10 protein-coding genes are annotated in these 13,293 nt (G+C 56.1%); 3 read left to right on the top strand and 7 right to left on the bottom strand.

Translation table 11 applies throughout. The annotated features are described in order from the left end of the window. The first annotated feature begins 20 nt into the window (after positions 1 to 20). Together LH22_RS12350 and LH22_RS12345 are read left to right on the top strand one after the other, a co-directional pair. Complete coding sequence (locus LH22_RS12350; RefSeq protein WP_038646938.1) at positions 21 to 1,508, top strand: FGGY-family carbohydrate kinase; 1,488 nt, start codon at positions 21 to 23, stop codon at positions 1,506 to 1,508. A gap of 67 nt (positions 1,509 to 1,575) precedes the next feature. Next, complete coding sequence (locus LH22_RS12345; RefSeq protein WP_038646937.1) at positions 1,576 to 1,905, top strand: DHCW motif cupin fold protein; 330 nt, start codon at positions 1,576 to 1,578, stop codon at positions 1,903 to 1,905. Between the two features lie 209 nt (positions 1,906 to 2,114). On the opposite strand, the gene LH22_RS12340 is transcribed toward LH22_RS12345, so the two are convergent. Then, positions 2,115 to 3,365, bottom strand: coding sequence for an acid phosphatase (locus LH22_RS12340; RefSeq protein WP_038646935.1), 1,251 nt, complete (start codon positions 3,363 to 3,365; stop codon positions 2,115 to 2,117). Positions 3,366 to 3,440: 75 nt separating this feature from the next. Further along, positions 3,441 to 3,680 carry a hypothetical protein gene (locus LH22_RS12335; protein ID WP_038646933.1) on the bottom strand — a complete coding sequence of 80 codons (240 nt, stop codon included), beginning with the start codon at positions 3,678 to 3,680 and terminating at the stop codon, positions 3,441 to 3,443. Between the two features lie 251 nt (positions 3,681 to 3,931). On the opposite strand from LH22_RS12335, the gene hpxO reads away from it, so the two are divergent. After that, positions 3,932 to 5,089 (top strand): FAD-dependent urate hydroxylase HpxO, encoded by a 1,158-nt coding sequence (gene hpxO, locus LH22_RS12330; RefSeq protein WP_038646931.1) that lies wholly within the window; start codon positions 3,932 to 3,934, stop codon positions 5,087 to 5,089. A gap of 88 nt (positions 5,090 to 5,177) precedes the next feature. Here the strand turns inward: hpxO and dcp are convergent, their stop codons facing one another. The 5 genes from dcp to guaD all read right to left on the bottom strand — a co-directional run bounded on the left by dcp (position 5,178) and on the right by guaD (position 13,195). Further along, positions 5,178 to 7,229 carry a peptidyl-dipeptidase Dcp gene (gene dcp, locus LH22_RS12325; protein WP_038646930.1) on the bottom strand — a complete coding sequence of 684 codons (2,052 nt, stop codon included), beginning with the start codon at positions 7,227 to 7,229 and terminating at the stop codon, positions 5,178 to 5,180. A 73-nt stretch (positions 7,230 to 7,302) separates the two neighbouring features. Then, positions 7,303 to 8,085: a xanthine dehydrogenase accessory protein XdhC gene (gene xdhC, locus LH22_RS12320; protein WP_038646928.1), complete on the bottom strand. Its 783-nt coding sequence runs from the start codon at positions 8,083 to 8,085 to the stop codon at positions 7,303 to 7,305. Further along, positions 8,072 to 10,438 (bottom strand): xanthine dehydrogenase molybdopterin binding subunit, encoded by a 2,367-nt coding sequence (gene xdhB / locus LH22_RS12315; RefSeq protein WP_038646926.1) that lies wholly within the window; start codon positions 10,436 to 10,438, stop codon positions 8,072 to 8,074. Before xdhB ends, xdhC begins: the two co-directional genes overlap by 14 nt. Then, complete coding sequence (gene xdhA / locus LH22_RS12310; RefSeq protein ID WP_038646923.1) at positions 10,428 to 11,870, bottom strand: xanthine dehydrogenase small subunit; 1,443 nt, start codon at positions 11,868 to 11,870, stop codon at positions 10,428 to 10,430. Before xdhA ends, xdhB begins: the two co-directional genes overlap by 11 nt. Then, positions 11,867 to 13,195, bottom strand: a complete 1,329-nt coding sequence (guaD, locus tag LH22_RS12305) for a guanine deaminase (protein ID WP_038646921.1) — start codon at positions 13,193 to 13,195, stop codon at positions 11,867 to 11,869. The genes xdhA and guaD overlap by 4 nt, the downstream gene beginning before the upstream one ends. Between the last annotated feature and the right edge of the window lie 98 nt (positions 13,196 to 13,293).

Here is a 13,293-nt window from a genome sequence, read left to right as displayed (position 1 = left end):
TCTGTGAATCGGAGTCGGATATGAGTCAACTTCTCGGCATAGATGCCGGAAACACCATGATCAAAGCGGTACTGTTTGATCTCAGTGGCCGCGTGCTGTCGGTTGCCGAATGTGCGGGAGAAACCCACCAGCCGCAGGAAGGTTATGCGGAGCGTCCGGTAGAAGATATCTGGCACGGGGTCAGCGTGGCTGTCACGCGCTGCCTGCAACAGGCGGGCAGCGCGGCGAATGAGGTGATTGCCGTGGGCGCGGCGGGTCACGGTAACGGTCTGTATGCACTTGATAAGCAGCAACAGCCCTTGTTCGGCATTCAATCTATCGACCATCGCGCCATGGAAACCGTGCAGGACCTGGAAGCCAGCGGCGCCGATAAAGCCATCTATCAACTTTCGCTGCAGAAGCCCTGGCCCGCCGCCACGCCCGTGCTGATAAGCTGGATCAAACAACATCAGCCCGATCGCTGGGCGCAGATCGGCCATTTGTTGTGTGCTAAAGATGTCATCGCCCATTTCCTCTGCGGGGCCATCAGCGCTGAGGTTTCCGATGCCGCCGGGGCCGGATTAATCGATTATCGACAGCGCAATTACAGCCGCGAGTTGATGGCGCTGTATGGCATTGAAGAGGCGCTCAACCTGCTGCCGCCTCTGCGCGAGTCTTGTGCGGTGGTCGGACACGTGACCGCACGCGCCGCGCAACTCACCGGATTACCGTCAGGCATACCGGTGGTGGCCGGCATTTTCGATGTGGTGGCCAGCGCCATTGGTTCTGGCGTGGTGAAAACCGGTGAGGCTTCTATCGTCGCAGGCACCTGGAGCATCAATCAGGTGGTGGTCGATAAACCGGATTACCAGCGGCCCGTGTTTATGAATTCAATTATTGAAAATGATCGTTTTATGGCGATTGAAGCCAGCGCCACCTCGGCCGCCAATCTCGACTGGTTCCTGCGTGAGTTCGATGATGGCCGCGCCGGCAGCGGCGCGGCGCACAGCAGTGATACTGTGGCCCATGTTGAGCCCAACCCGCAGTTGCCGCTCTATCATCCTTACCTCTATTCCGGTCGTAAATCTAAACCCGCAAAAGCGGGGTTTTACGGATTGAGCGGCTGGCATACGCGCGCGGATATGCTGTTTGCGCTGTTTGAAGGCGTGATATTTGCCCATCGCGCGCACATCGATCGCTTGCGCGCAGCAGGGATCCCGTTCACCCACGCCATCCTCTCTGGTGGCGCGGCGCGCAGCTGTATCTGGCCGCAAATGTTTGCTGATGTGTTAGGGATTCCGATTCGCGTGGCGGAGTGCAAAGAGACTGGCGCGCTGGGTGCTGCGCTTTGTGCGGGCGTCGGCGTGGGTGTCTGGCCCGATCTGGCCACGGCGGCGCAGCACGCAGTACTCCTTAATCCCGGCGAGTTACAGCCACGCCCGGAACGCTTTGCGTTTCATGATGCACGTTATCGGGTGTTCAAAAGGCTGGAGCTGGCGATGAGCGAAATGTGGCATGAAGTTGGTTGAATTAGCTGGTTATTTTTATGCCAGGCGGTAATGTTGTGTTCTCGTCGAATTCAATAAGGATAGCGTCGTGCAGATCAATCAACTACCGTTTGGCATTACCAACTGGAGCACCCTCGAAACCGAAAAACATCCGGGCGACAGCGGGTTTGCGCTGTGGCGCACTCAGCGTTTTGGCGATATTCGTGTGCGTATGGTGGAGTATTCGCCGGGTTATCTCGCCGATCACTGGTGCAGCAAAGGTCATATATTGCTGTGTCTGGAAGGCGAAATGATCACCGAACTGGAAGATGGCCGCACTTTTACTTTGACGCCGGGCGTGAGTTATCAGGTTGCCGATAATGCCGAAGCACATCGTTCCTCCACGACACACGGTGCGAAGCTATTTATCGTCGATTAGCTCCCGGGCCGCGGCTATGCACTGCGGATCTTCATACCGAATACGGTAGTCTAAGAAGATAATGCGCGGTTTGTTCTGACTATTCCGCTGTTGCTGCAGACATCGCGTTAACCCTTTCTACGCTCTTCGCGTTTGATCACCGTAACAAGAACCCAAATCCGTCAGTTGCGGGCACCGACGTATTGACGACGTCAGTGCCCGCGTCTGGATCACTTCGCCATGGCGTACGCGGCGGTGAGATCGACGCGCTGCCAGAAGGATTGCTCAGCATTACCCGACAGCGGATAACCGTTTGGCAAGGCTGTTTTCACCATCAGGCGACGAATCTGCGCGTCAGACAGGTGCGGCAGCGCCGTTTTCAGCAGTATCTCTGCGCCCTGCGGTATCTGAACCGGCGTATTTTTCACATTGGCTTTCGGCAGATTGTAGCTCATCGTGAAACGATAGAACTGCTTCATATCCGGCGCGCGGTAAGGATCGTCCTTGCCGGTCGAACGTGCGCATTCAGCCAGTGAGGTGCCGCACTCTTTCTCTAACGCGGTACGCAATTGATCGCGCGCCTCTTTGAACAACACCTGATAGCGAGCATCGTTAAGGTAGGTCGCCACGTTGCGCTCTGCCACCATGCGTGAACCCATCACGTCCAGCGGATAGTGCACGCCCAGCACCAGACGCGAATAACCATAACGCGCGCCGCGTGTCACCAGCGCTTCAAAGCGTTCTGGCACCATTTCGGCCATCAGCAGCGCATCGGTATAACCGGTATTGGTGTGCCCGCTGGGGAACGATCCACCGTCCGCGGTATATCGCACATTGTCTTTCACTACCACATCATCCGGTACCAGATGTATGGTGTTGCCTTCATGCAGGAACGGGCGCGGGTAGTTGAAATGTTTTTTAGCGGCGCTGGTGCTGACCTCGCTGGCTTTAATCAGCGCAGCAGCTTTATTGATTTCACCTTTGTCATAAGCCGCGATGAAAGCTTTGCCGAGACGCGGCCCCATCGCATCAGACAGGAAATAGAGCGAGCTGATCGCCTCCGCATCCTGTAACGCCTGATGGCGCACGTTCTGCGCGGCATTCAGGTTGATATCGGTCACGGTGGCGCGGTTAGCCGTCAATACGCTGTCCGGCAATGTGCTGAAACCTGATAACAGCGCGATGCCAGCCTGCTGATTTTGCTTGACGTTAAAATCGTAACCGCTGCTTTTGAGCCACGCTTTGTCTGCCTGCGTGCTGGTCTGTTTGGCTTTTTCCAGTTGCTCATGTTTCAGTGTCGCACTGTCACCTTGCAGCCAGGCGCGCTGAGCCTGTAGCGACTGCTGTTCCAGCTGCGTATAGCCTGGGGTTGAACCGGTTGACGTTTGCGCGGCCAGTGCCGCTGCCTGCGGCAGCGTTGCCGCATGAGCTTGTTGAGCGAGCAGTAAAACCGTTGCAATCAGTGTATAGCGGGTTTTCATTATTTTCCCCTGTTATCAGAATATTACCTTGCCGGGGAAACACGCTAGCACCCTGTTATGACAGATTTATTTCATTTATCGGCACTCGTTCGAACAGTTTTGTACGCAAATTTGTGCGAGCGATCCACAGCCACCGCCGTTGTCATTTTTGCATTGCGACTGCTGGATGTAGCAATTCTGCTGACAAGACGAGAGGTCGCATTTGGCGGCAACCGGCGTCAACTGCGCCACCGGCACTTTCTTATCCGGTTGCCATTGGGTTTGCGCTATCGCACCGGCACTGAACAGCATGACCAACACCATTATCCACTTCATATGACGCTCCTCGCGAAAAGGTTCTACATAGTATGGCGTCTCCTCTGCCAAACGCCATATTGCAACATTCGATTCACCTTCGGCTTTAGGCGCCCTATTGTCGTGCAAATTGTTGCGCGATAACGGTGCAGCACACACTTTGCGGAATCAAATATAACTCATTTAAATCAATGAAATAAACAATAAGTATACGAAGAAGACTTAATGGCACGAAAGTTGCAGGAGACATCAGGTAGACAAAGGAGACAGTGATGAAAGCGATTGTGATTGGAGCGGGTATTGGTGGCATGAGCGCGGCGATTGCGCTGGAGAAAGCGGGATTCGAGACCGCCGTATTCGAAGCGGTTAAAGAGATGAAGCCGGTCGGCGCGGCCATCTCTATCTGGCCCAACGGCGTAAAATGCCTGAACGCGCTCGGCATGAAACAGCAACTGCAGGCTCTGGGCGGCAATATGGCGTTTATGGCCTATAACGACGCGCACACTGGCAGCACCCTGACCCGCTTTAGCCTGTCACCCCTGGTGCAGCAGGTGGGAGAATACCCTTATCCAGTGGCGCGCGCCGAGTTGCAGGCGATGTTGATTGATACCTATGGTCGCTCGCGTATTCAGTTTGGTAAACGCGTGACACAGGTCGAGCAAAGCGCCACGGGCGTGACTGCATGGTTTGATGATGGCAGCCTGGCTGAAGGCGATTTCCTTGTCGCTGCTGACGGTACGCATTCCGTGATACGCCACTATGTGTTGGGAGAACATGTCGAACGACGCTACGCCGGCTACGTTAACTGGAACGGTTTGGTCACCGTCGATGAAAGTATCGCCCCAGCCGATCAGTGGACAACCTTTGTTGGCGAGGGTAAACGCGTCTCCTTGATGCCGGTGAGCGGCAATCGCTTTTACTTCTTCTTCGACGTGCCTTTGCCCAAGGGCTTAGCCGAAGATCGTTCCACTCTGCGGCAGGATCTGAAGAATTATTTCAGCGGCTGGGCCGATCCGGTGCAGCGCCTGATCGACACTATCAATCCCGACACCACCAATCGGGTTGAAATTCACGACATTGAACCCTTTAGCCGTTTCGTCAAAGGTCGTGTGGCCTTGCTCGGCGATGCCGCCCACAGCACCACGCCAGATATCGGCCAGGGCGGCTGTGCCGCGATGGAAGATGCGGTGGTGCTGGCGCAGACGCTGGCCTCGCATTCACTGGGTATCGAAGATGGATTGCAGCGCTACGAGGCGCGCCGCGTGGAACGCACCAAAGATTTGGTGCTGAAAGCACGCAAACGCTGCGATGTAACACATGCGAAAGATGCGGAAGTGACCGCTGCGTGGTATGCCGATTTGAAAAACGAAACCGGCGAGCGGGTGCTGGCCGGGATGTGTGACACCATTGAAGGTGGCCCGTTGGGTTAAAGCTTGGGCGCACCGCCTGGAATAACCCCATACTCGTTGGAACGGTGTCCAACTTTCGGGGTTCACTTCACGCCGTGCGCCCTGCTTATCACGCCTCTTCTAGACCGCGATTCTTCAGCATCGGACCAATCTCCGGTGCTTTTCCACGCCATGCCAGCCACAGATGTTGCAGATCGCTGCTGTTACCGCGTGAAAGAATATGATCGCGGAACTGCTGGCCATTCTCGCGACTCAACCCGCCACGTTCAACAAAGGCCTGATAGCCATCATCGGCTAACATCTGCGTCCAGATATACGCGTAATAACCGGCCGCATACCCTCCGCCCCAGATATGGCGGAAATAAGTGGAGCGATAACGCGGTGGTACGGTCGCTAACGCGATCTGCTCTGCTGCCAGCGCCTGTAGTTCAAAGTGACTGACATCCTGCGGATTGTCCTGCGTGGTCAGCGAATGCCATTGCAGATCCAGTAACGCCGCCGCCAGCAGTTCGGTCATGTCGTAGCCCTTGTTGAACTTAGCTGCGCGCACCATCTTCTCGCGCAGTTCTACGGGCATCGCATCGCCACTCTGATAATGACGGGCATAGTTGGCGAACACTTTTTCATCGCTGGCCCAGTGCTCGTTAATCTGCGAAGGGAACTCGACGAAATCGCGTGGCGTAGCGGTGCCAGACAGGCTTGGATAACGTTGAGTCGCAAACAGTCCGTGCAGCGCATGGCCGAATTCGTGGAACAGTGTGATCACCTCATCCCAGCTGAGCAACGCCGGTTGCCCAGCCTGCGGTTTGGTGTAATTGCAGACGTTGTAAATCACCGGTTTGGTGCCAAGCAGCGTTGTCTGATCAACGAAGTTGCTCATCCAGGCGCCGCCGCTTTTGTTATCACGCTTGTAGAAGTCGGTATAGAACAACGCCAGTGGCGTATCGTCAGCATCGAAGATTTCATAAACGTTGACGTCCGGATGATACACCGGCAGATCGTGACGCTGCGCGAAGCGAATACCAAACAGCTGGCTGGCGGACCAGAAAACGCCCTTTTCCAGTACGTTATTCAGTTCAAAGTACGGACGGATTTGGCTCTCATCCAGGGCGTATTTGGCTTTTCTCACTTGTTCAGCATAGAAATTCCAGTCCCAGGCGCGCAGCGGGAAATTGTGGTGCTGCTGCTCAATGATCTGCTGGATGTCCGCGGCTTCTCGCTCGGCGCGGGCCCGCGCCGCCGGGACGATATTACGCATAAACGCAAAAGCAGCATCCGGCGTTTTCGCCATCTGATCCTGCATACTCCACTCCGCGTAAGTATTGAAACCCAGCAGTTTCGCCTGTTCTGCGCGCAGCTGCGCCATGCGTAACACAATCGCACGCGTATCGTTTTCATCGCCCTGTTCGCTGCGCGTCAGTGCCTGATTGAATAAGGCTTCACGCGTGGCACGCACTTCCAGCGATTGCAAGGCGGGCTGTTGCGTGGTGTTTTGTAACGGCAGCAGCCATTCGCCGTGTAATCCACGCGCTTCCGCTGCGGCTTTAGCATGGGCTAACTCTTCTTCACTCAATCCTGCCAGCGCCGCCACACTGCTCACCGTATACGCGCCCGCTTTGGTCGCCGCCAGTAGCTTGTTGCCAAAACGGGTACTCAGCGTGGCGAGTTCCTGATTACAGGCACGCAGCTGAGCTTTATCCGCATCGCTCAGACTGGCACCGGCCAGCTGGAAGTGCTGCCAGGTGACTTCCACCAGACGCATCGACTCTGCATCCGGGCAGGCAGAACCGCGATGCTGGTACACGCTGTCGAGACGGGCAAACAGCTGGCTGTTCAGATGGATTTCATCACTCAGCGCGGTGAGTTTAGGGGTGATCAGTTCATCCACTTCCTGCAACAAATCACTGGTATTCGCCGACGTCATGGCCCCAAACACCAGATTAACGCGGTTTAGCAATTGCCCGCTGCGCTCCAGGGCTTCATAGGTGTTGGCAAAAGTGGCCGGTTCAGGATTATTGGCGATGGCGGCAATTTCCTGACGTTTTTCTTCGATACCCGCTTCGAGAGCCGGGAGAAAATCGGCATCCTCAATCAGGTCAAAAGGCGGAGTTTGGTAGGGCAATGCACTGACGGTGAAAAACGGATTGGCTCGTGAAGTCATTATCGCTCCTGATAATCAGCAACGCCGCAACCAGTGCGGCGGGATGCTTCTATCCTGGCAGTTTCAACGTCACTCAACAACCGCTCTGCTGGTGCTGATACACAGAGATGATTTCGCCCGCCACTGCCACGGCAATTTCGGCTGGCAGTTTGCCTTTGACATCCGGCAAGCCGAGCGGGCAGCGCAGCCGCGCCAGTGCATCCGCCGCGATCCCTTTGCCTTCCAGCCGATAGCGAAAGCGCTGCGCTTTGGTCGCAGAACCAATAACGCCGGCATAGCGAAAATCACCGCGTCGCAAAATGGCTTCACTGAGCGCCAAATCGAGCGGATGGTCGTGGGTCATCACAATGAAATAGCTGTCCGGTGCGGCCTCTTTGACGCAATCGATCGGGTCTTCCACCTGACGCACGGTGACGCCCGGTGGCACATGGCGAAACTGGGCGGCGCGGCTATCAATCCAGGTTATGTGACAGGGTAACGTTGCCAGCAAGTTAACCAGCGCCTGCCCGACATGGCCCGCGCCATACAGCTGGATTTCAGGCTGCTGCTGCATCAGCGGTTCAAACAGCAGCGTGGCATGCCCGCCGCAGCACTGGCCGAGCCGCGCGGCCAGGGCAAACTCTTCACTGCGCGGCTGCTGACAACGCTGCTCCAGCATGTCGCGCGCCAGCGCAATGCACTGATATTCCAGATGGCCGCCGCCGATGGTGAGATAAGTTTCGCTGGCGCTGACCACCATTTTACTGCCGCGATCGCGCGGTACAGAGCCGCGTTGGGTCAGCACGGTGACTAAAACGCAGCTCTCACGTTTCTCTCGCAAACTGTGCAATACAGCGATCCAGTCATGATAAATCATCATCCGCTCCTGAGAGGCGCTGCACGCCCCAGAAAACGCGCTCGGGCGTGGCGGGGGCATCCAGCTGCGGATGGCGGCGATAGTTATCCACGCTGGCAACCGCGTCCTGTAATGCACACCAGACCGCAATGCCCAACATAAATGGCGGTTCACCCACGGCTTTCGAGTGGAACACCGTGTCCTGAGGATTTTTGCGATTTTCAACCAGTGTGACGCGCAAATCGTGGGGGACATCGCTGATGGCGGGAATTTTGTAACTCGCCGGGCCGTCGGTAAGCAACTTGCCCTGATCGTTCCACACCAGCTCTTCGCAGGTTAACCAGCCCATGCCCTGCACGAAACCGCCCTCCACTTGCCCAATATCCAGCGCCGGATTGAGCGAAGCACCGACGTCATGCAGGATATCCGCACGTAGCAAACGGTATTCGCCGGTTAAGGTATCCATCAGCACTTCACAGCACGCTGCGCCATAAGCGAAGTAATAGAAGGGTTTGCCACGCCCGGCGTTGCGGTCGTAATGGATGCCGGGCACTTTGTAAAATCCGGTGGCGGATAAGGGCACCTGATTCAGCCACGCCTGTTGCGCCACCTGGGCAAAGGTAAAGTGCTGCTCGCCCACGCGCACAATCCCATTGCTGAAGGAGACGGCGTCGGCCAGGCATTGGTGCTGCTGACAGAGCATCTCTGTCATGCGATCGCGCAATATCTGCGCGGCGTTTTGCGCGGCTTTGCCGTTGAGATCGGCGCCGCTGGAGGCCGCCGTCGGTGAAGTATTAGGGACTTTACCGGTATCGGTTGCCGTGACCTGAATCTGGCTGATGTCGATTTGCAGCACTTCCGCCACAATCTGCGCCACCTTGGTATTCAATCCCTGGCCCATTTCGGTGCCGCCGTGATTGAGCTGCACCGTGCCATCGGTGTAGATCAAAATTAAGGCACCGGCCTGATTAAGGAAGCTGGAGGTGAATGAGATACCAAATTTCACCGGCGTTAAGGCCAACCCGCGTTTCATAAAACGATGACTGGCGTTAAACGCTGTGATGTCCGCGCGGCGTGTCGCGTAATCGCTGCTGGCTTCAAGCTGTTCCGTTATCTCCATCAGCAGATTATCTTCCACCTGCTGATGGTAATGGGTGATGTTGCGATCCTGCTTGCCGTAATAGTTGCGCTTACGCAGTTCGAGCGGGTCCAATCCGCGCTCGCGGGCGATATGGTCCATGATCTGCTCAATCGCCACCATGCCCTGAGGCCCGCCGAAACCGCGATAGGCAGTATTAGACGCCGTGTGCGTACGGCAGCGATAGCCGGTGATCAGTGCATCACCCAGATAGTAGGCATTGTCTGCGTGAAACATCGCACGATCGACGATCGATCCGCTCAGATCAAGGGAGTAGCCGCAGTTTCCCGCCAAATCGATTTTGACACCACAGAATCGACCTTCATCATCAACGCCCACATCGTAACGCACAAAGAAGGGATGGCGCTTACCGGTGATACGCATATCATCGCGTCGCGCCAGACGCATTTTTACCGGACGCCGAGTCTGGCGTGCGGCTATCGCACACAGGCAGGCCACACCCGCAGCCTGCGTTTCTTTACCGCCAAACCCGCCGCCCATCCGGCGCATATCAATGGTGACTTTGTTCATGGTGATGTCCATCACCTCGGCCACCAGCTTCTGCACTTCCGTCGGGTTTTGCGTCGAAGAGAAAACCTGCAGGCTGTCGTCTTCGCCTGGGATCACTAACGCGGTCTGGGTTTCCAGATAGAAATGCTCCTGGCCGCCAATATGGAATTCCCCCTGAATGCGATGTGGCGCACGCGCCAGCGCTGCATCAGCATCACCCCGTTGATGAACGTGCGGTTGCTGCACAAAGTGACGCTGTTCCAGCGCCTCGCGCACATCCAGAATCGCCGGTAAAGGTTGGTATTCAATGATGGCGGCGGCGGCACCGGCGCGCGCGGCTTCGGGTGAATCCGCGGCCACCGCAATCACAATTTGCCCGAGATACTCCACGCTATCCTGAGCCAGTAAGGGATCGCCCGGCTCCAGCGGGCCGACATCATTCAGGCCCGGTACATCGCGCCAGGTCAGTACGCTCACCACGCCGGGGACGGCATAGCAAGGCTGCACATCGATATGCGTGATACGCGCATGTGCATGATCACTAAGACGTGGGCAGAGATGCAGCAGGCCAGGCAGATCCGGCCTGTCATCAATGTAGATTGCCTCGCCCGTAACGTGTTTATCGGCGCTTTCATGCTTCTGACTGCGGCCCACGCCGGTTTTCATGTCGCTGGCAAACTGGCTTTTTAACAACGTTTCGCTTAATGCAGGTCGGTTATGAGACATAGCGCGCCACCTCGGTAATGGTCAGTTCGCCACAGGTATGTGCGTAATAACGACGTAGCAAATTGCGTGCAACCTGTAAGCGGTAGTCGGCGCTGGCGCGGAAATCGCTGAGCGGCTGGAAATCCTGGCTGAGCGCCGCGCAGGCTTGCTCGATGGTAGCGGGGGTCAGTGGCTGACCGATCAGGGCGGCCTCGGCTGCGATTGCCCGTTTCGGCGTTGCTGCCATCCCGCCAAACGCCAGCCGCGCCTGCTCTACCACGCCATCCTTGAGCTGAATGTTGATGGCGATAAACACCGCCGAAATGTCATCATCCAGACGCTTAGCCACTTTCCACGCCACGAAATCAGGTGACGCCGTCACTTTTGGTATCACTATCGAACGAATAAACTCTCCCGGCTGCATCACGGTTTGCCTGTAGCCAATGAAGAACTGGTCCAGCGGCACTTCACGTAGACTCTCCCCCTGCTGCAACACCAGGCGCGCATTGAGTGCCAGCAGCATGGGCGCACAATCTCCGATGGGTGAGGCATTGCCGATATTGCCGCCGAGCGTACCCTGATTACGGATCTGCAATGACGCAAAGCGTTCCAGCATGTCACTGAAGGCAGGAATTTTCGCCGCCAGGAAGTGATAACAATGATGAAGCGGCGTAGCGGCACCCAGATGAATCTCTCGATCATCTTCAGAACAGACGCTTAATTCCTCAACCTGCTCCAGCGCAATTAACAGCGGTAGACGTCGATACTGCTGGGTAATTTGCAAGGTGAGATCAGTACCGCCTGCCAACAGTCGCGCTTCAGGATACTGCTGATACAGTGCTGCAAGCTGCGCCAGGGTTTTAGGGACGAAACAACGGCTGCCGTTGGCTTCGAGAATTTGTACTTCCCGATGATTCAGCGCCTGTAAGCGCTTCACCAGTGCGGTTTCATCGGCCGTAAAGTTGTCTGCAGCGTGTTGCTCGCAGGCTTGCTGTGCGGCGGCCATAATCGGCCGATACCCCGTACAGCGGCATAAATTGCCAGCCAGCGCTTGTTCGGCCTGTGGCTGGTTCCAGCCCTGAGTATTTTTCTGCAAAGTGAACAGCGACATGACAAAGCCAGGCGTACAGTAGCCACACTGTGAGCCGTGACAATCCACCATTGCCTGCTGCACGCTATGCAGTTCACGGCCCTGCTTCAGATCTTCAACGGTGATCAGCTGTTTGCCTTGTAAGCTACTCACCAACGTCAGGCAACTGTTGATGGCTTGATACTGCATTCGCCCCGCCACCACTTTTCCCAGCGTTACTGTACAGGCGCCGCAGTCACCTGATGCGCAGCCCTCTTTGGTTCCCCGCCGCTGTTGATGGCTGCGCAGGTAGTTAAGCACGGTCAGATTCGGGTCTAAGGCCGTTTCGGTGACCAGCCGATTATTCAGCAGGAACTGGATCATGCAGTGACCTCCTCACGATCGCGCTGCCACACCGGTTTACCGCTGACCCAGGTTTGCGCAATGTTGCGATCGTCTCCCAGCGTCATCATCACAAACAAGCGTTCCCAGATATCTTTGCTGTTGGCGCTACGCAGTTTTTGCAGCGGTGAAACCGCGGGATCGATCACCACGAAATCCGCTTCTTTACCGGGATTGAAATTGCCAATTTTGTCGTCGATATCCAGCGCATGCGCGCCACCCAGCGTTGCGTGGTAAAAGGCTTCGCAAGCGCTGAGCTTGTACTGCTGTAGCTGCCCAACTTTGTAGGCTTCCCCTAGCGTTTGCAGCATATTGAAGGTGGTGCCGGCGCCCACATCCGTTCCGATGCCCATGCGCACGCCCTGCTGCCAGCAGCGTTTAATATTAAACAGGCCACTGCCGAGGAACATGTTCGACGTCGGACAGAAGGCGATAGAGGAATCCGTGTCGTGCAGGCATTGCCACTCGTTCTCTTCCAGATGCAGACAGTGAGCAAAAACGCTGCGTTTGCCGGTGAGCTGATGATGATGATAAACGTCGAGGTAACCATCCCGCGCCGGGAACAGCGATTTGACCCAGGCGATTTCCTGCTGATTTTCACTCAGATGCGTATGCAACCAGGTATCCGGGAACTCTTCGCGCAGCTGACGGACTTTTTCCAGCAGTTCTGGCGAGGAGGTCGGCGCGAAACGTGGCGTCAAGGCATAGCTCAGACGACCACGCTGGTGCCAGCGTTCAATCAGTTCACGTGAATCCTGATAGCTCTCTTCCGGCGTTTCTGTCAGATACTCTGGTGCGTTGCGGTCCATCATCACCTTTCCGGCAATCAGACGCATATCCAGCAGTTGCGCGGCATGAAACAGCGCATCGACCGATTGTTTGTGCACCGTGCCAAACACCAACGCCGTGGTGGTGCCGTTAGACAGCAATTGTTGCAGGAAGAAAGCCGACATTTGTGCTGCGTGATCCGGACAGTGATACTGACTCTCGACCGGAAAAGTATATTGGTTCAGCCACTCCAGCAGCTGTTCGCCGAATGCGCCAATCATCTCGGTTTGCGGATAGTGAATATGGGTATCAACAAAGCCCGGCACGATCAGCTTGCCACGCAGATCGATGACCGTGGCGGCATCAACGCGCCCTTCTGCGATCTCCCAACTTTCAAGCGACACCACCTTACCCTCGCGCAATGTCAGCAAGCCGTCTTCGAGGTAGCGCGCATGCGCAGCGATATCATCGGGCTGAGAAGCCAGTGCGGTGAAATCAAAGAAGCTGGCGCGCAGTAGCGTTTCAGAGGCGTAAGGCATAACGGTTCCTTGATAAGTAAAATTGCAATGAGTTGCCTTAAAGGTGTAGTGCAAACGCTATGCCAACGCGAAAATTAAATAATATTGTTAATTTTCAA

The sequence above is a fragment of the Pantoea rwandensis genome, assembly GCF_000759475.1.
Classification (GTDB): Bacteria; Pseudomonadota; Gammaproteobacteria; order Enterobacterales; family Enterobacteriaceae; genus Pantoea; species Pantoea rwandensis_B.
The sequence above is the reverse complement of the archived record's forward strand: the minus strand, read 5'-3'. Positions and strand labels throughout refer to the sequence as shown.